The organism is Rhodoferax sp. WC2427 (assembly GCF_040822085.1).
Lineage (GTDB): Bacteria > Pseudomonadota > Gammaproteobacteria > Burkholderiales > Burkholderiaceae_C > Rhodoferax_B.
Window position 1 is genome coordinate 1,263,620 of the sequence record NZ_CP162006.1, and the last position, 18,124, is coordinate 1,281,743.

Here is an 18,124-nt window from a genome sequence, read left to right on the forward strand (position 1 = left end):
CAATTTTTGCCAGGCGAGCCGGCGATGCTGCCCCGCGCCAGATGCCTCCTGACCGCCCCACAACCTGCGCCCGTGGCGCTAATATCGGTCTGTGAAACAACACAGCGGGGGCCAAATGCAAGACTTTGAACTCACCAGCGACATGCTCACAATGGGTGGCGCGTTCTACCCCACGGGCTATGTTTTCTTGATGTTTCCTCGCCTGGAAGATGCGAAGTACGTGGCGGCGGAGCTGCCCGCGGCAAACCCAGGCAAGCCCACACTGCTGCTGACCGCGCAAACCGTGCTGGACCAGCTGCTCCACACCATTGCCGGGGCCGATGATCCTTTGCCCTCGGTGGGGGCCGAAGGGGCCAGCGTGCGAGAGTATGTGGAGCTGGCCCGCCAAGGGCACTGCGCCCTGATGGTCTATGCATCCAAGGCCAAAGACTCTGACGCGGTGATGGCGGTGGCACGCAGCGTGCCGTTTTCCTGTGCCAAGAAATACCGCACCCTGGTGATTGAAGACCTGCTCTGAGCTGCCGGGCAGCGCCCATCCGTGCTCTATTTTTTATAGCTTCCTGCGCTGATGGAATAAGCGCAAGCGGTCGATTTCATGCGCAGGGTGCTACAGCGTGCCGTCGCGTTTGAATTGCTCGGTTGCCGCCACCAGCGCGCTGGCAATGCCGGGCTCAAATGCTGCGTGGCCGGCATCTTCCACCACCTGGAAAGACGCTTCCGGCCAGGCCTGGTGCAGCGCCCACGCCGAGCAGGGCGGGCAGACCACGTCGTAGCGGCCCTGGATGATGACGGCGGGCAGGTGGCGGATGCGGTCCACGTTGCGGATGAGCTGGTTGTCGGTGAAAAACGCGCCGTTGCGCATGTAGTGCGCCTCCAGCCGCCCCACGCCCAGGGCCACCGCGTCGGCACCAAACTGCTCGGCCACCTCGGGGCGCGGCAGCAGGTGCAGGCAGCTGCCCTCGTAGCGGCTCCAGGTGCGGGCGGCGGCCAGGTTCTCGGCGGTGTCGTCGCTGAACAGGCGCTGCACATAGGCGGCCAGCAGGTCGCCGCGCTCGGCTGCCGGAATGTGCCCGGCAAAGGCTGCGTGTTCCTGGGGAAAAAAGTGCCGGATGCCGTTCAGGAACCAGTCGATCTCTGGCGGCGTGCACAGGAAGATGCCGCGCAGCACAAAGCCGGTGCAGCGCTCGGGGTGCGTCTCACCGTAGGCGAGCGCCAGGGTCGAACCCCAGGAACCGCCAAACACCAGCCACTGGGCAATGCCCAGCATCTGGCGCAGCTGCTCGATGTCTTGCACCAGCAGTTGGGTGGTGTTGTTGCGCACCTCGCCCAGCGGCGTCGATTGGCCCGCGCCGCGCTGGTCGAACAGCACGATGCGGTAGTGGGCGGGGTCAAAAAATTGCCGGTGCCGGGGCGATATGCCCGAGCCCGGCCCGCCGTGCAGAAACAGCACCGGCACGCCCTCGGGGTTGCCGCATTCTTCCCAGTACAGGGTGTGGATGGCATCCACGGGCAAGGTGCCGGAGCGGTAGGGCTCGATGGGCGGGAAGGGCTGGGGCATGGCGTCTACTCCTGTTTTCATAGCTTGTCGTGCTTATGGAATAAGCACGACAAGCCAGTTTAAACGCCAAATCAGCTGCGGCTTGCGCGGTTCACCAGAATGGCGATACCGGCCAAGATGGCAGGCACGGCCAAGGCCGAGAAGATGCCTTCAAAGCCCCAGCCCAGGCTCAGCAGCACGCCGCCAATCGACGAGCCCAGAATGCTGCCCAGGCGGCCGATGCCCAGCATCCAGCTCACGCCGGTGGCCCGGGCGATGGTGGGGTAGCAGCCCGGGGCAAAGCCGTTCAGGCCGGTCTGTGCACCGCTCAGGAAGAAGCCCACCATCACCACCATCAGCACGATGGAGGCCGACATCAGCCCGTTCAGGCCCATGGCCACCAGCGCCACGGCACCCAGCAAGTAGGCGCCCGCGATCACCCGGTTGGGCGAGGTCTTGTCCATCAGCCAGCCCACGCACAGCGCACCCACCGTGCCACCCAGCTGGAACATGGCGGTCACGTTGGCCGCCCGGTCGATCGACATGCCCGCGTCCTTCATCATGGTGGGCAACCAACTGGTGGTCAGGTAAATCACCAGCAGGCCCATGAAGTAGGTGGTCCACAGGGTGATGGTTTTCAGTGCATAGCCCGGCTGGAACAGCACGGCGATGGGTTGGCGCGTCTTGACCTCGGCTTCGCCCGAGACAAACGCCTTGACGTGGTCCAACGGCGCCCGGCAGACCCGCGCCAGCACCTTGCGGATCTGCTCGGCGGGGTGGTTGCGGGCCACCATGAAGCGGGCCGATTCGGGCAGAAAGACAAACAGCACCGGCAGCAGCACCAGCGGCAGCATGCCGCCGACCAGCAGCACCGATTGCCAGCCGTGCGATGGAATCAGGGCCGCCGCCATAAAGCCGACCATGGCCGAGCCCAGGTTGAAGCCGGTGAACATGGTGGCCACCAGAAAGGCCCGGCGCCGATCCGGCACGTATTCGGACAGCAGGGTGGTGGTGTTGGGCATGGCCGCACCCAGGCCCAGCCCGGTCAGAAAGCGCAGCAAGGCCATTTCGGTGGTGTTGTGGGCATAGGCCGTGAGCAGGGTGCACACGCCAAAACCCAGCACCGACCCGAGCAGCACCTTGCGCCGGCCCCACCAGTCGGACGACGAGCCCGCCACCAGCGCGCCCACGGCCAGCCCGATGGGCGCGGCGCCCATTACCAGCCCGAACGCGGGCCGCGAAATATGCCACTCCGCAATGATGGACGGGGCGATGAAGCCCATGATGGCGACGTCCATGCCGTCCACCGCCACGATGAAAAAGCACAGCAGCACCAGCATCCACTGCGGGGTGGAGAGTGCGCGTGTGTTGATGAAGTCCCGGATGTCCAGGGTAGAAGCCGATGCCATAAAGTCTCCGTTTTGTAGTGGTTTTCAGGGGGGACGCGGGGCCGTTGCCAGGCCCATGCCCCCCAGAGCGGCGAATTATGGGGACGGCACGCGATGCCTAAAAGATGCCAGGATTCGACGCGCGATAACCCATGGGTATCGGTATATTGGCCAGCAGACACAGACCGGAAACGCCCATGAAATTGACCACCCTGAACGTGCTGGTAGCCGCCATCGAAGAGGGCAGCCTGCGCGGCGCGGCCCGCCGGGTGGCGGCCTCGCAGCCCGCCATCACCAAGATGATCCGCGAGCTGGAGCTGGAGCTGGCCGCGCCCCTGCTGCTGCGCACCTCGCGCGGCGTGGTGCCCACGCCCCAGGGCAAGGTGCTGTACGAGCGCGCCGTGAAAGTCGAGCGCGAGTTGGCGGCGGCGGTAGACGAGATCAACCAGATCGGTGGCCGCATGGTGGGCCAGTTGCACATCGGCGCGGTGCCCCTGGCGGTGATGCTGTTGATCCCCGAAACCCTGCGCACCTTCGGCCAGGAGTTCCCCGAAGTCAAGCTGCGGGTCAGCGAAGAGCTGTACATGGCACAGCTGCAAAAGCTGCGCTCGGGCGAGGTGGACGTGACGGTCGGCGGCATCCCCGACGACCTGTCCACCGGCGAGTTTTATGTCGAACCGCTGATGCACACCAGCATGGTGGCCACCGTGTGCAAGGGCAGCCCCTGGCTGAAGGCGCGCAGGCTGGCCGACCTGCAAACCGCCCGCTGGGTGTACACCGGCCCCAACAGCGATTCGGGCTACGCCAAGCTGTTTTTTGAGCGCCACCAGCTCACGCCGCCGCGGGTGGGGGCGGTGGTGAATTCGACCCTGGCCCTGCTGGCCCTGGTGAGCTCGGGCGACTACGTGGCGCTGATGCCACGGCAGATTGCGGAGCACCCGCTGGTGGCGCAGTTCATCTCCATCATCGACATTGCGGAGCAAGGCTACCCCTTGCAGGTGGGGGCTATTTTGCGCAGCGACTCGGCCGTGTCGCCGGTGCTGCGCCATCTGCTCACCCACCTGCACCGGGCCGCGCACCATATCGACAAGCACTAGCCGCTTGCGATAACCGCGCGGTATCACGCGCCGGAAACCAACGTCTCCCCAAGTGGCCGGGCGGTTCGCACAATCCGCCCGCAGCTTGCCGTACCGCGGCCTGCACCCACAACCTGGAGGAGACAACGTGAAAATCAAAACCCTATGGGGCGCTGCCATTGCAGCCGTCCTGAGCCTGGCCATCGTGGCCTGCGGCGACGGCGACACCGCGGCGGCCCAGACCCCCGCGCTGGCCATCGTCAAACCCACCGCCGCCTGCGCCAGCCTGGCCAGCACCGACCTGACCGCCATCGGCGGCGTGGGCAGCACCATCACCTCGGCCACCGAAGGCACCTTGGCCATCAACGGCAGCAACGTCAAGTTCTGCACCGTCGAGGGCACGCTCGCCCCGGCGGTGGGCTTCCGGGTGCGCCTGCCGGTAGACACCTGGACCCAGCGCTACGCCCACATGGGCTGTGGCGGCCTGTGCGGCAGCATCGATGCCAGCGCCACCCCTGGCCAGGCCTACGGCTGCCCGATCGCCCAGCAGGGCGGCCTGGTGCTGTCGTCCACCAACATGGGCCACACCGGGTCGGAGGCCAACTGGTCGCAGGACGCGCAGCGCCGGGTGGACTTTGCCTACCGCGGCGTGCACATCACCACCGAAGCCACCAAGAAGCTGATCCAGGCCTACTACGGCCAGGCGCAGAAGCAGGCCTATTTTGTGGGCTGCTCCGACGGCGGCCGCGAAGGCCTGATGGCCGCCCAGCGCTACCCCACCGACTACAACGGCATTGTGGTGGGCGCACCGGCCTTTTTGTTCAACGTGCAGAACTCGCTGCACCACGGCTGGCTGGCCCGGTCCAACCGCGACACCGGCCTGAGCACTGGCAACCTGGTGCTGTTTCCGGCCAAGGTCGCACTGCTGCACACCGCCGTGGTGGCCGCCTGCGATGCGCTGGACGGCCAGACCGACGGCATCCTGAGCGACCCGCGCCAGTGCCACTTCGACCCGGCCACCATCCAGTGCGCCGCCGGAGCCAGCGACACCAGCAGTTGCCTCACCGCCACCGAAGTTGCCACGGCCACCCAGTTCTACAACGGCCCGCGCGACCCGGTCAGCAACCGCCGCATCCTGGTGGGTGGCCCGCAGTACGGCTCGGAGCTGGGCTGGACGGGTGTTTTCGTGCCCGCCAGCGCCACCTCCACCGGGGTGTTCAGCGAGATGATTGTGGGCGGTGCGCGCAATCTGATCTTCACCGACGCTACGCCACCCACGCTGGACCAGTTGGAATTCACCGAGGCCTTCTACAGCCAACTGCGCCCCCGCCACGCCTTGAACGATGCCACCAACCCCGACCTGTCGGCCTTCAAGGCGGCGGGCGGCAAGCTGATCCTGTGGCACGGCTGGGCCGACCAGCACATCTCGCCCATCAACACCATTGCCTACTACGAGGCGATGCAAAAGACCATGGGCCAGACGGCGATGGACGGCTTCATGCGCATGTACCTGGTGCCCGGCGTGGCCCACTGCGGCGGCGGCGAAGGCAACCCCAATATGGACATGCTGACCGCCATCGACGACTGGGTGCTGCAGGGCAAGGCCCCCACCGCCATCACCACCTACCGCACGGACGCGACCACTGCCGCCGTCACCAACAGCCGCCCGGTCTACCCGTACCCCGCCGTGGCCAAGTACAACGGCACCGGCGACGCCACCCAGGCCAGCAGCTACCGCAGCAGCGCGGCCCTGGTGAACGCCGTCACGCCGGACTGGGCGGGCACTGACATGTTCACCCCCTACGCGCCAGCCCCGCTGTAAAGCGTGCTGACCGTCCCCTGCCTGCCTACGGGCGGGCAGGGATTTTGCAGTTTTGAAACCCCACTCTTGGAGCATCCCCATGGCACGAATCATCGGCGGCGTCGCCGTCTCGCACACCCCTACCATCGGCTTCGCCTTCGACCGCGACAAGCAGGCCGACCCGGTGTGGGCCCCCATCTTCGAGGCGCTGGAGCCGGTCAAGCAATGGCTGGCCGAGGTCAAGCCGGATGTGGCCATCGTTACCTACAACGACCACATCACCTCGTTCTTTCTGGACCACTATTCGGCCTTTGCGCTGGGCGTGGGCGAGCGCTTCGAGGTGGCCGACGAGGGTGGCGGCGCGCGCGATCTGCCGGGCATCGATGGGCACCCGGCGCTGGCCGCGCACATCGGCCAGTCGCTGATGGCCGAAGAGTTCGACATGTCGTTCTTCCAGGGCAAGCCGCTGGACCACGGCTGCTTTTCGCCACTGTCGGTGCTGTGGGAGCATGCAAATGGCTGGCCGGTGCGCATCGTGCCGCTGCAGATGGGCATTCTGCAGTTTCCGGTGCCCAGCGCCCGGCGCTTCTACAAAATGGGCCAGGCCCTGCGCCGCGCCATCGAGAGCTATCCAGACGACCTGCGCGTGGTCATCGTGGCCACCGGCGGCCTGTCGCACCAGGTGCACGGCGAGCGCGCAGGCTTCAACAACACACCCTGGGACATGCAGTTCCTGGAGCTGTTCGAGAACGACCCCGAGCGCCTGGCCTCGCTGACCCACGCCGAACTGGCCGAGTTGGGCGGCGTGGAGGGTGCAGAGGTGATGATGTGGCTGACCATGCGCGGCGCCTTGTCGTCCCAGGTGCGCAAGCTGCACCAGGCCTACTACCTGCCGTCCATGACCGGCATCGCCGCGGCGGTGTACGAGAACCTGGCCGGGCCCGTGATTGCGGGCGAGGTGGAGCGGCACCGCCAGGCCATGGCGGTGCAACTGGCCGGAGCCGAGCGCCTGCAAGGCAGCTACCCCTTCAACCTGCAGCGCAGCGTGAAAGCCTTCCGGCTCAACACCTTTTTGCACGGCCTGGTGGTGCCCGCGCAGCGCCAGCGCTTCCTGGCAGACCCCGGTGCCTGCATGGCCGAGGCGGGGCTGACACCCGAGGAGTGCGATCTGCTGCAGCGGCGCGACTGGCGCGGCCTGATCCACTACGGCGTGGTGTTCTTCTTGCTGGAAAAGCTGGGCGCGGTGGTGGGCGTGTCCAACCTGCACATCTATGCCGCCATGCGCGGCGAGGCGCTGGAGGTGTTCCAGCAAACCCGCAACGCCCCCAACGCGCTGTATTCGGTGGCCGGTGGTGACGCCACGTCGCTGGCCTGGGACGCACCGGCAAACCCCTGAGTGCTCATGTTTTTATAGCTGCTTGTGCTTATGGAATAAGCACGGGGGGCTGATTTTTCTTAAAACTGGCCATAATCCTCCCACCATGCATTTCCCCTTCTTCGGAACGTTGGCCGCCTGCCTGCTGGTGGCGTGCGGCACGCCCCAGCTATCCACCCCGCCTATGCAATTCGACCCCAGCCACTACCAGACCCAGCAACTCACGGTGGCGGGCCAGACCTTCACGGTGCGGGCGTACGAAAACCTCGTCACCGTGGCCCGCCCGGTGGAGGCGGCGTACCAGGCCGTCAACATCTACGTGCCCGAGGCCTATTTCCACGGCCAGTCGGTGGGCCCATTCACCGCGCAGACGGCACCCATTTTTTTGCCCAACCAGATCGGCGGCTACATGCCCGCCATGCCAGGTACTCCCACAGCACGCACGGGTTCCCCCGGCGAGGGCGCGCGGGCCAGCACCATCGCCATGGCCCTCTCCCAAGGTTTCGTCGTCGCCTCGCCCGGCGCGCGGGGCCGCACCACGCCCACCGGCAAAGCCCCGGCGGCCATCGTCGACCTGAAAGCCGCCGTGCGCTACCTGCGTTTCTTTGACGCACGCATGCCTGGCGATGCCGAGAAAATCATCTCCAACGGCACCAGTGCGGGCGGCGCGCTGTCGGCCCTGCTGGGGGCCAGCGGCAACAGCCCCGACTACGCCGCCGCGCTGGCAGCCCTGGGCGCAGCCGACGTGCGCGACGACATCTTTGCCGTATCGGCCTACTGCCCCATCACCAACCTGGAGCATGCCGACAGCGCCTATGAGTGGCTGTTCAACGGGGTGAATGATTACAAGAAGATCGACATCTCCATGCTCGACTTCCAGGTCCAGCGCAAAGAGGTGGCGGGCAGCCTGGGGGCCGAGCAGATCAGCCTGTCTTTTGCGCTGAAAGCGCAGTTTCCCGCCTACCTCAACAGCCTGGCACTGCGCGACCCGCAGGGCCAGCCGCTGGCGCTGGACAGTGCGGGCAACGGCAGCTTCCAGGCGTATGTGCAGTCGCTGGTGATCGCCTCTGCGCAGACTGCGCTCAACGCGGGCACCGACCTGTCCGGCCTGGCCTGGCTCACCGTGCAGGGTGGCGTGGTGCGCGGCATCGACTGGGATGCCTACGTGCGCACTGCTGGGCGCATGAAGCTGCCCCCCGCCTTCGACGCGCTGGACCTGGGCAGCGGCGAGAACCAGCTGTTCGGCACCCCCAGTGTGGACAAGCAGCACTTCACCGCTTGGGCCACCCAGCGCAACACGGCACCAGGGGCGATCCAGGCCGATGCGCAAACGGTGAAGCAGATGAACGCGATGGCCTACATTGGCGTGGCCCGCACGGCGGCCCACTGGCGCATCCGCCACGGCACCAAAGACCGCGACACGTCGCTGGCCATCCCGGTGATTTTGGCCACTACCTTGCAGAACCAGGGCTACGCGGTGGACTTCGCGCTGCCCTGGGACCGCCCGCACAGCGGCGACTACGACCTGGCTGAGCTGTTCGCCTGGATGGCGCGGATCAGCACCGCGCCGTAACCGGTCTACCCAGCCCGGCCCCCAATGACCAGTGGATGGGTCAGTTGATGGTCAGGCGCTGGACGCTGCTATTGGCCTTCTTGGGCAAGGCCACGGTCAGCACACCGTTTTGGTACTGGCACTGGGCCTGGCTGGCGTCCACCTCCACCGGGAGCTGGAAGCTGCGGACCACCGCGCCAAAGTAGCGCTCGCTGCGCAGGGTGCGGGCATCTTTGCGCTGGTCTTCCTGCTTGATTTCGGCGCGCAGGGTTACGGTGCTACCCTCGACCGACACCTGGATGTCCTCTTTTTTAACACCCGGTAACTCGGCCACCACGTTGTAGGCTTCGCCGTCTTCCTGCACATCGACCTTGATCTGTGCGGGCGAAGGCAGGGGGTCTCCGTGCAGCGGTCGGATGAAAAACCCGGGGGCCATATCGCGGAAGAAATCGTCAAACAGGTTGTTGCTGCGGCTTGTCAATGCATTCATGGTGCTCTCCTGAATGGAAGGTTGATAAGTCGGTGGTGAACGCTGTAAACCACCGCACGGTTAATTTGGCATCCGTGCGCACAGATTTCAAGAGCCGCCTGCGTGGTGTCCCCGCGTAAATGCTTCCTCAAACACCGAGTACCCCGCCCAGTCGCTGTGCGCAAAATCCAGTCGCTGCGTTTTTAGTAGCTGCTTGCGCTCAACGGATAAGCGCTGGAGGCCGATTTGGCTTGCAACTGCGGGGGTGGGGATGGCCATGGCATGGCCGTAGCGGGTGATGTCCACGCGGGTGGTTTTGCCGGCCAGGTCGGGGTGGGCGGTGGCCAGCTCGGCCAGGATCGCGTCGCGCCAGGCGGACCAGGTTTTTTCCATCAGTTGTTGGCGGCCATGGGGCACATCGCCCAGCGCGCGGTAGTAGGTGAGCACCGTGGCGGCGGGCACAGGCCGCAGGCTTTGGTGCATGGCATCCACGTAGCCCAGGCCGGGCGCGCCGTACAGCACGTTGTCCCAGCTGGGGGCCGGGCCAGGGCGGTCGTGCAGCGGCTTGTCAATGTGGATATTGGCCACCAGCCAGGGCGCGTAGGTGGTGCGGGCGGCGGCCTGGGCCAGAAAGTCAGGCGGGTTCTGCACCACCCGCGCCGCGATGAACACCGGCAGGGCGACGATGGCCTTGCGGGCCTGCCAGCGCACCACCGTCTGGCTGGCGGTGTCGAACGCATCCACCTCCACACCCTGGCGGGTCTCGGCGATGCGCAGCACCACCTGCCCGGTGTGTAGGCGATCGCCCAGGGGCGCGGCCAGGCGCCGGGTCAGCCAGGCGTTGCCCTCGGGCCAGGTCAGCACGCCGTCGCGCTCGGCGTTGTCGGTGCCGGGCGCATGGAAGCCATGGCGGCTGGCGAAGTAGTGGATACCGGCCCAGGCCGACACCGTGGCCGTGCCCGCGCCAAAGTCGTCGCGGCAGCAGTAGTCCAGGTACCAGCGCAGGTAAGAATCTTGCAGACCGTGCTGGTCCAGATATGCTGCGAAAGTGATAGCTGCCAGCGCTTTTTGAATGGGCGCTAGAGGCTGATTTTGCAAGGGAATCGTCCAGTGGGCCTGCTGGCGTAACTGCGCCACCAACCCGGCAAACTGCCGGTACTGCGCCAGCGTGCCCGCGTCCACGCCCTGCAGCGGCAGCAGGCCGTCTTGCCACGCGCCGTGCAGAAACAGGCGCTCCTGTGGGCTGTGGCACAGGTGGCGTTCATCAAAGACCCAGCGCCCTGCCACACGCTGGCGCAGGCCCAGTTCTTCCAGCAGGTTTTGGACATCTGGCGCATCGTCGCCGGGCACCGGCAGGTAGTGCGCGCCCAGCGGGCAGGCGATGCCACCCACACTGCCGCCCCGGCTGTTGCCGCCCGCGCTATCTTCCAGCTCCAGCAGCGCGAAGTCCTCCACGCCCTTCAGACGCAAGGCCCGCGCCGCCGCCAGCCCCGCCACGCCGCCGCCCGCAATCAGCACGTCGGTGCGGCGGGTGGTGTTGGGCGCGGGCCAGGCGCGCGCCTCTCGCAGCAGGTGGCCGCGTGCATGGTGGATGCCGGTGAAGCCGCCGGTGATATCTTGGGTGGGCGCGCAGCCCAGCAAGGGCAGGGCGGTGGTGGCAAGGAAGTGGCGGCGGTGCATGGAAGGGGTAGGGCTGCGGCGGCCAGTATAGGCAGCGCCCGCCCGGAACTATCTTCCCCCGCCGCACTCCCACCGCGCCATGACCCGCCGCCACCTCTTCCAAACCGCCCTGGCCCTGATCGCCGCCCACCCGCTGGCCAAAGCGGCCGCCGCAGCTGCCCAGCCGCCCGCGCGCGGCAAGATGCCGGTGCTGTTCATCGGCCACGGCTCGCCCATGAATGCGCTGCGCGACACGCCTTTCACCCGGCACCTGGCCCAGCTGGGGCGCGAGCTGCCGCGGCCCCGGGCGATTCTGGTGGTGTCGGCGCACTGGGCGGCCGAGCAGCCGATGCTCAGTGCCACCGCCCAGCCCGAGACGATTTACGACTTTGGCGGCTTTCCCCAGGCGCTCTACCAGGTACGCTACCCCAGCCCCGGCCAGCCCGCGCTGGCCCGGCAGCTCGCCCGCAGCCTGCCGAATGCCGCGGTAGACGGCCAGCGCGGCCTGGACCACGGCGCCTGGACGGTGCTGCACCACCTCTACCCCCAGGCCGATATTCCCGTGCTCCAGCTGGCCATGCCCACCCGCATCCGCATGGACGGGCACGTGGCCCTGGCCACCGGGCTGCGCGCACTGCGCAACGAGGGCGTGCTGGTGCTGGCCAGCGGCAATATCGTGCACAACCTGCGCCTGGCCACCGACGCACCCGACACCCCGGTGTACGACTGGGCGCAAACATTCGACGGCATGGCCGCTGCGGCCTTGCTGCAGCGCGACATGCCCATCCTGCTGGCGCAAGACAAGGCCCAACACCCGCTGTGGCGCATGGCCCACCCCAGCATCGAACACTATCTGCCCTTGCTCTACGCCCTGGGAGCCAGCACCGAGGCCGACAAGATCAGCTTCCCGTTCCAGGGCTTTGAAGAGGCCACGCTGTCGATGCGCTCGGTGCGGTTCGGGTAGCGTTTGGATCGATACAGCGGGTGTCGGTAGTCAACCCCGCACGGCACCCCATGCTGGACGTTCCTGTGGTGGTGCCCACAACCAAGTGTGCGTCAGGGTACCGGAGTTGGGCGGCTGGGTACGTTGGTGGCACTTGTCTGCTACCGCATACGCGCTGCTAGTAGCGCGTCTAACGGGTCGCAGAGCTTTTCGACAACATATGAAAACTCTGTAACTCCCGATGCGAATAGGTGAAAAACAGTGGGTTTCTCCATCACAAAAAGCTGCATTTATCAAAAAATCAACAATATTTTGTATGCAAAATATTGTTGATAATTGTGCTGAAGGTGGTGTTGTTTTTTATTGGCATAAGCTAACATCAAATTGCATTGAATTCAAAAATTATTTACTTTCTTATTGCATACAATTTTTGAAGACTTTAATTAAGAACACCAATTTGAGAAATCTATGAATCAGCCTGATCCCTCTTTGATAAATCTGAATGTGGGCAAAAGTCGGTCAATGTCGATCGCTTTGTGCTCGGTATTTCTGGCCGCTTGTGGAGGTGGGAGTGGAGGGCCTTCGGAACCAAGCGCTGCTTCCAGTACTACTACCGTCGCAGAAGTGAGTCCCAGCCCAGCAGCAAGTCCTGCTGCAGAACCAGCGCCAAGTCCCGGACCAAGCACAACCCCTGATGCTGCACCTAGTCCGAGTCCAAGCCCGGCCCCTAGTTCAACACCCAGTCCCGCGCCCGCTCCCAGCCCGGCGTCGAGCCCTGCGCCTTCTCCCGTTCCTAGCCCGGCACCGGCACCGGTTCCTACCCCGGCACCGGCTCCTACCCCAACTCCCAGCCCAGTACCCAGCCCAGCTCCCAGTCCAGCACCATCAGCTTACACACCAGTAAAGGACTTGACGGGAGCGGCTTTGCCTGGCTTGGTGTTGATTGCCAATGGTGCTCCTTACACGTCACGATCAAGTGCGGGTTACTTAAGACCTGCGGCGGCAAGTTGGTTCAATCCGGTCGTCGCTGTAAATGGATTTGGCGGTACACAAGCGCACCAACAAGGCTTTTCTATCTCCGGTGCCACCGACCCGGTAAACGGAAACTCTTTCAGCGAGGGTTTGGATTTGATCGACGCGAAAAAATCAACGACGGCGCTAGCGTCCATTCCTGTGACGCGCCACTACAGTGATCGCGCTGTGATTGAAAATGGCGGCTTGATAAAGTCTTGGTGGGTGGTTGACCATGACCTATCATCTTTTGGTATCGGGTACAGCGCTTTCGCACTGTGGTCCTATGTAGGTGATGAGCATCAAGGTTATTTTTCTGGAAGACCTACCTACTGGGGCGCATACGTTTATGGGAGTCCAACAGTGCCAAGCGAACTGCCGAACAGTGGTATCAAGCAATACACAGGCTTGGCTGGAATGCACTACCTGTTCCCTGATTATGATCGCGTCAATACAGACTATGGCAGCGTAGCGATCAGCTTTGACACAAGCAGCCAAACTGCTGCCGTCAGTGTGAATTTGGCGGGTACTTTCAATCTTGTCCATTTCCAGCCAGTCGGTGGAGTGCCGTCTTACTCTGAATACAACTTGCAAGCGCAGGCTTCTGGTCCCATCACTACTCTGGCGTGCATCGCCAGCGTGAACATGGCGGCTGGAACTTTCAGTTGTATGTTGGGTAATTCCAATACGGAAGTAAGCGGTCGTTTTTATGGTCCAGGTGGTCGGGAAATCAGTGGCGTTGCGCGTAGCTATGTGGGTTCCGGACCCTCGACCAATTGGGGCATCATCGGCGGCTTTACCGCGAAGGCTAATTAGCCCGCCGCCAGCATGTCCTTCTGCACCCGCTCCAGGTGCTGCCGCACGTAAAACCCTGCCGCCTCGGCGTTGCCGGTGGCGATGGCTTCGTAGATCAGGCGGTGCTCGTACACGTAGAGCCGGGCACGGGCCGGGTCGTGGATGCCGTGGTCGCGCAGCTGGCGCCACAGGGGCTCGTCCACCGCTGCGGCGACCACCTGGGCGATGGCCACCATCACCGGGTTGCCGCTCATCTGGGCGATGCGTTGGTGGAACTGGCGGTCGGCCTCGTTCCAGGCGCGGCGCTGGGCGGGGTCGGTCAGGTCGCTGGTGTGTTCCATGCGGTCCAGCAGGCGCTCGATGTCCGGGTCGCGGCCACCCACGGCGGCGGCAAACTGGGCCACCAGGGGCTCGATGGCCAGCCGTGCGGCCAGGGTGGACAAGGGACTGGTATCGGGCGCGGGCGGGGCGCTGGCCGCGCTGCGCATCACCTCGAGGGCGGCGTCGCGCACAAAAGAGCCCGCGTTGGGCCGGGTCTGCACCACGCCCTGGTTGACCAGCGCGCCCATGGCCTCGCGCACCGTGGCGCGGCCCACGCCCAGGGTGGTGGCCAGGTCGCGCTCGGCGGGCAGGCGCGCGCCGGGTGGGTAGCTGCCGTCCTGGATGGATTTTTTCAAACGGTCGGCCACCAGTTCGTACAGTTGCGGCACGCGCAGGGGCGAGGGGGCGGCATCGGCGGGCAGAGGGGATTTCATAAAGTGGCACTATTTTAAAACCAGTTTGGTTAGAATGAAACCACATTCCTTCTACCCTGGAAACCGCCATGTTGAACCTTGTCCGTACCGTCCAGACCGTGGACGCGCATACCGGCGGCGAGCCGCTGCGCATCCTGACCTCGGGCCTGCCTGCCGTGCCCGGCACCGGCATTCTGGAAAAGCGTGCCTGGCTCAAAGCCCACCGCGACGACCTGCGCCAGTTTTTGATGAACGAGCCGCGCGGCCATGCCGACATGTACGGCGCCTACCTGCTGCCGCCCACCACGCCGGGCGCGGACTTTGGCGTGATCTTCATCCACAACGAGGGCTACAGCGACATGTGTGGCCACGGCATCATCGCCCTGGGCAAGGTGCTGGTGGAACTGGGCTATGTGCAGCGCACCAGCCCGCTGACGCGCATCGGCTTTGACGCACCGGCGGGCTTCATCGAGGCCTTTGTGGAGTGGGACGGCCAGCGTGCGGGCAAGGTGACGTTCAAGAACGTACCGGCCTTCATCTACCGGCGCGACCTGGAGGTGGACACGCCCAGCTTTGGCCGGGTGCGTGGCGACATCGTGTTTGGCGGGGCGTTCTACTACTACCTCAACGCCGAGCAGGCGGGTTTGACGGTGAAGCCGGAACTGGTCCGTCAACTGATCCAGTTGGGCGCAGAAACCAAGGCCGCGGTTATCGCCCAGGTGAAGATCCAGCACCCGCTGGAGCCGGGGCTGGACCAGCTCTACGGCAGCATCATCGACAGCGCGCCCAACTGTGCCGGGGTGGACCAGTCCAACGTCTGCGTGTTTGCCGACCGCGAGGTCGACCGCTCGCCCACCGGCACCGGTACCTCGGGCCGGGCGGCGCAACTGTTTCTGCGTGGCCAATTGCCGCTGGGGCACACCTATGTGAACGGCAGCATCGTGGGCAGCGCATTCGAGGTCAAGGTGACGCAGGCGGTGAAGGTGGGCGAGTTTGACGGCGCGCTTACCGAGGTCACCGGCAGCGCCCACATCATGGGCCACCACCAGTGGGTGCTGGAAGAGCTGGACCCGTTTCCCACCGGTTTCTTTTTACGCTGAGAGCTGCCATGCAAATTTTGAACGCCGAACAGACCGCCCGGGCCTTGCCCTATGCCCAGCTGGTGCCCGCCGTGGCCCGGGCTGCACAGGAGCTGGCGCAGCAGCAGATCAACGCCCCCGAGCGCCTGGTGGTACCCATGGCCGAGGGCGGTGTACTGCTGGCCATGCCCGCCGTGGCGCAGGACCTGAGCGTCACCAAGCTGGTCACCGTGCACCCGGGCAATGCCGCCCACGGCCTGCCGGTGATCCAGGGCGAGGTGGTGGTGATGGACAGCGCCACCGGCCGCCGCCTGGCCCTGCTGGACGGCCCTACCGTCACCGCCCGCCGCACGGCTGCCGTTACGCTGCTGGGCATCCAGACACTGGCCGTGCACAAGCCCGCGACGGCCCTGCTGATCGGCACCGGAGCCCAGGCTGCCGCCCATGCGGATGCGCTGGTGGAGCACCTGGGAATCGCCCAGTTCTGGGTGGCGGGCCGCAGCCTGGCATCCGCCCAGGCCTTTTGCACAGCGTTACAGAAGCGGCACCCGCAGGTCCAGGCGGTGGCGGTGGACGATCTGGAACACGCCTTGCCCCCCACCGACCTGGTGCTGGCCCTGACCACCTCGCGCACGCCGGTGATTCCCGCCCACATCGCCGACCACACCCTGGCCATCGGCGTGGGGGCTTTCAAACCCGACATGGCGGAATTTCCCCCGGCGCTGCTGCACAGCCGCCAGATCGTGGTGGACGACCTGGGTGGGGCGCAACACGAAGCGGGTGACCTGCTGCAAGCGGGCGTGGACTGGAGCCAGGTGCGCAGCCTGGCATCGGTGTTGGCCTCTCCCTTGCCTCCCTCCAAACTCGCCCCGGTGTTCAAAACCGTGGGCCAGGCGGCGTGGGATTTGGCGGCGGCGCGGGTGGCCATTACCGCCCTCTAACGGGCTGCGACGCGCCCCCATTCCGCCTCGTACGTCGTCACCAGTACCTGGTTCGACAGGCGGTTCACCTCGGTCGGCACGCGGGCCATGTCCAGCGGGAAGTCGAACAGCGCGGGCAGGCTGTGCGGGCTCAAGAAGCGCAGACCCTCGGGCAGCGTGGTGGGCATGCGGTAGGAGCGGCGGCTGGCAATGATGTAACCCCATTCGCCAAAGCTGGGTACGTGGGCGTGGTAGGGCGTGGCGGTCAGGCCCACGGACTCGATAGTGGTGGCCACGGTCCAGAAGCTGCGGCGGGCCACCAGGGGCGAGGTGGTCTGGATGACGGCGTAGCCGCTGGCGGCCAGGCGCTGGTCCAGCAGGCTGTAGAACGAGTTGGTATAGAGCTTGCCGATGGCGAAGTTGGTCGGGTCGGGGAAGTCCACGATGACCACGTCGAAGGTCTCGGTGGTGGTTTGCAGCCAGTTGAATGCATCGGTGTTGACGATGTGCACCTTGGGGGACAGCAGCGCGCCGCCGTTGAGCTGCACCAGCGCAGGCTGGGTTTGGAACAAATGGGTCATGGCCGGGTCCAGCTCGACCAGGGTGATGCTCTCCACGCCGGGGTATTTCAAGATTTCACGCACCGCCATGCCGTCGCCGCCGCCCAGTACAGCTACCTTTTTGGGCGCGCCCTGGGCGGACATCACCGGGTGCACCAGGGCCTCGTGGTAGCGGTATTCGTCGCGCTGGGCAAACTGCAGGTTGCCGTTCAAAAACAGCCGGTAGCCCGCTTTGCCCTCGCCCGCGCCGTGCGTGACCACGATGCGCTGGTAGGGCGTGGTGGTGGCGATCACCACGCGGTCCTGGTAGAGCTTGTCTTCGGCCCAGGTGGTGATAAAGTCGGCGGCGGCCATGGCGGCTGCCAGGGCGGCCAGTGTCAAGCCGCAGGCCAGAGCATGGGCTTTGAACTGGCGCAAATCGTGCCGAAACAGCCACAGCGCCCACAGCGCCACGGCAGCGTTCATCAGGCCAAACAGCAACCCGGTGCGGATCAGGCCCAGGTGCGGCACCAGCAGCAGCGGAAACGCCAGCGACACCGCCAGCGCGCCCAGGTAGTCGAAAGTCAGCACCTGCGACACCAGATCCTTCAGGGCCACATTGCGCTGCAGGATGCGCATCACCAGCGGAATCTCCAGCCCCACCAGCGTGCCCACCAGCAACACCAGGCTGTACAGCAGCGGGCGGAAAGCGCCGGGCAAATAGGCGTTTGCTATAAAAAGAAGAGCTGGCAGCGCCCCTCCGATGAGCGCAACCAGCAGTTCTATGCGCAAAAAATGCGCGGGCAACTGGCGCTCGAAAAAGCGCGACAAATACGAGCCCACGCCCATGGCAAACAAATACGTGCCGATGACGGTGGAAAACTGCAGCACCGAGTCGCCCAGCAGGTAGGAGGCCAGCGCGCCCGCCGCCAGCTCGTACACCAGCCCGCAAGCCGAGACGATGAACACCGAGGCCAGCAGCGCCACCTCGACCGGGCGCGGCCCGGCGTTCTCAGCCCGCATCAGTGGATAGCTGCCGCCACGATGATGCAGATGCCCAGCGACATGGCGGCCACCACCAGGGCCAGCGCCAGGTTCTGCTTTTCAATGATTTCTTCCCACAGCTTGTAGGGCGTGAGCTTGTCCATCACCACAAAGCACAGCCCAAAAATCGCTACGCCCACCAGCGCGTACACGACGGAGCCCAAAACCACTTCGGGCCGTAGCCATTCGATAACCATGTTGA

Annotated in this window: 16 protein-coding genes; 9 read left to right on the plus strand and 7 right to left on the minus strand. The window is 65.3% G+C overall.

Annotation, left to right across the window (positions count from 1 at the left end):
* Window positions 1-115 precede the first annotated feature (115 nt).
* Window positions 116-517: an RNA-binding protein gene (locus AB3G31_RS06070; RefSeq protein ID WP_367849298.1), complete on the plus strand. Its 402-nt coding sequence runs from the start codon at window positions 116-118 to the stop codon at window positions 515-517.
* A gap of 90 nt (window positions 518-607) precedes the next feature.
* On the opposite strand, the gene pip is transcribed toward AB3G31_RS06070, so the two are convergent.
* Window positions 608-1,558: a prolyl aminopeptidase gene (gene pip, locus AB3G31_RS06075; RefSeq protein WP_367849299.1), complete on the minus strand. Its 951-nt coding sequence runs from the start codon at window positions 1,556-1,558 to the stop codon at window positions 608-610.
* Window positions 1,559-1,629: 71 nt separating this feature from the next.
* Window positions 1,630-2,946: an MFS transporter gene (locus AB3G31_RS06080; protein ID WP_367849300.1), complete on the minus strand. Its 1,317-nt coding sequence runs from the start codon at window positions 2,944-2,946 to the stop codon at window positions 1,630-1,632.
* A 176-nt stretch (window positions 2,947-3,122) separates the two neighbouring features.
* Between AB3G31_RS06080 and AB3G31_RS06085 the strand changes: the two genes are divergently transcribed.
* From AB3G31_RS06085 to AB3G31_RS06100, 4 genes are all read left to right on the plus strand, one after another.
* On the plus strand, window positions 3,123-4,022 hold the full coding sequence (locus tag AB3G31_RS06085; protein WP_367849301.1) for a LysR family transcriptional regulator: 900 nt from the start codon (window positions 3,123-3,125) through the stop codon (window positions 4,020-4,022).
* A 127-nt stretch (window positions 4,023-4,149) separates the two neighbouring features.
* On the plus strand, window positions 4,150-5,823 hold the full coding sequence (locus tag AB3G31_RS06090; RefSeq protein WP_367849302.1) for a tannase/feruloyl esterase family alpha/beta hydrolase: 1,674 nt from the start codon (window positions 4,150-4,152) through the stop codon (window positions 5,821-5,823).
* A gap of 79 nt (window positions 5,824-5,902) precedes the next feature.
* Window positions 5,903-7,198, plus strand: a complete 1,296-nt coding sequence (locus tag AB3G31_RS06095; RefSeq protein ID WP_367849303.1) for a gallate dioxygenase — start codon at window positions 5,903-5,905, stop codon at window positions 7,196-7,198.
* Between the two features lie 85 nt (window positions 7,199-7,283).
* A complete protein-coding gene (locus AB3G31_RS06100) occupies window positions 7,284-8,750 on the plus strand; it encodes a subtype B tannase (RefSeq protein ID WP_367849304.1) in 1,467 nt (488 codons plus the stop codon).
* A 40-nt stretch (window positions 8,751-8,790) separates the two neighbouring features.
* Here the strand turns inward: AB3G31_RS06100 and AB3G31_RS06105 are convergent, their stop codons facing one another.
* Together AB3G31_RS06105 and AB3G31_RS06110 are read right to left on the minus strand one after the other, a co-directional pair.
* On the minus strand, window positions 8,791-9,219 hold the full coding sequence (locus AB3G31_RS06105) for an Hsp20/alpha crystallin family protein (protein WP_367849305.1): 429 nt from the start codon (window positions 9,217-9,219) through the stop codon (window positions 8,791-8,793).
* A gap of 87 nt (window positions 9,220-9,306) precedes the next feature.
* Window positions 9,307-10,878 carry an FAD-dependent oxidoreductase gene (locus AB3G31_RS06110; RefSeq protein WP_367849306.1) on the minus strand — a complete coding sequence of 524 codons (1,572 nt, stop codon included), beginning with the start codon at window positions 10,876-10,878 and terminating at the stop codon, window positions 9,307-9,309.
* A gap of 79 nt (window positions 10,879-10,957) precedes the next feature.
* Here AB3G31_RS06110 and ygiD point away from each other — a divergent pair, with 79 nt between their 5' ends.
* Together ygiD and AB3G31_RS06120 are read left to right on the plus strand one after the other, a co-directional pair.
* Window positions 10,958-11,821, plus strand: a complete 864-nt coding sequence (gene ygiD / locus AB3G31_RS06115; protein WP_367849307.1) for a 4,5-DOPA dioxygenase extradiol — start codon at window positions 10,958-10,960, stop codon at window positions 11,819-11,821.
* A gap of 903 nt (window positions 11,822-12,724) precedes the next feature.
* Window positions 12,725-13,627 carry a hypothetical protein gene (locus AB3G31_RS06120; protein WP_367849308.1) on the plus strand — a complete coding sequence of 301 codons (903 nt, stop codon included), beginning with the start codon at window positions 12,725-12,727 and terminating at the stop codon, window positions 13,625-13,627.
* Here AB3G31_RS06120 and AB3G31_RS06125 read toward each other — a convergent pair.
* Window positions 13,624-14,361, minus strand: a complete 738-nt coding sequence (locus AB3G31_RS06125; RefSeq protein WP_367849309.1) for a FadR/GntR family transcriptional regulator — start codon at window positions 14,359-14,361, stop codon at window positions 13,624-13,626. The genes AB3G31_RS06120 and AB3G31_RS06125 overlap by 4 nt on opposite strands.
* 68 nt (window positions 14,362-14,429) lie before the next feature.
* Between AB3G31_RS06125 and lhpH the strand changes: the two genes are divergently transcribed.
* Window positions 14,430-15,440: a trans-3-hydroxy-L-proline dehydratase gene (lhpH, locus tag AB3G31_RS06130; RefSeq protein ID WP_367849310.1), complete on the plus strand. Its 1,011-nt coding sequence runs from the start codon at window positions 14,430-14,432 to the stop codon at window positions 15,438-15,440.
* A gap of 8 nt (window positions 15,441-15,448) precedes the next feature.
* The gene (locus AB3G31_RS06135; protein WP_367849311.1) at window positions 15,449-16,360 is read left to right on the plus strand and encodes a delta(1)-pyrroline-2-carboxylate reductase family protein; all 912 of its coding nucleotides are present in this window, start codon (window positions 15,449-15,451) and stop codon (window positions 16,358-16,360) included.
* On the opposite strand, the gene AB3G31_RS06140 is transcribed toward AB3G31_RS06135, so the two are convergent.
* Window positions 16,357-17,901, minus strand: coding sequence for a polyamine aminopropyltransferase (locus AB3G31_RS06140; protein WP_367849312.1), 1,545 nt, complete (start codon window positions 17,899-17,901; stop codon window positions 16,357-16,359). The two genes, AB3G31_RS06135 and AB3G31_RS06140, sit on opposite strands and share 4 nt — an antisense overlap.
* Window positions 17,901-18,119 (minus strand): DUF350 domain-containing protein, encoded by a 219-nt coding sequence (locus tag AB3G31_RS06145; RefSeq protein ID WP_367849313.1) that lies wholly within the window; start codon window positions 18,117-18,119, stop codon window positions 17,901-17,903. Before AB3G31_RS06145 ends, AB3G31_RS06140 begins: the two co-directional genes overlap by 1 nt.
* Window positions 18,120-18,124 lie beyond the last annotated feature (5 nt).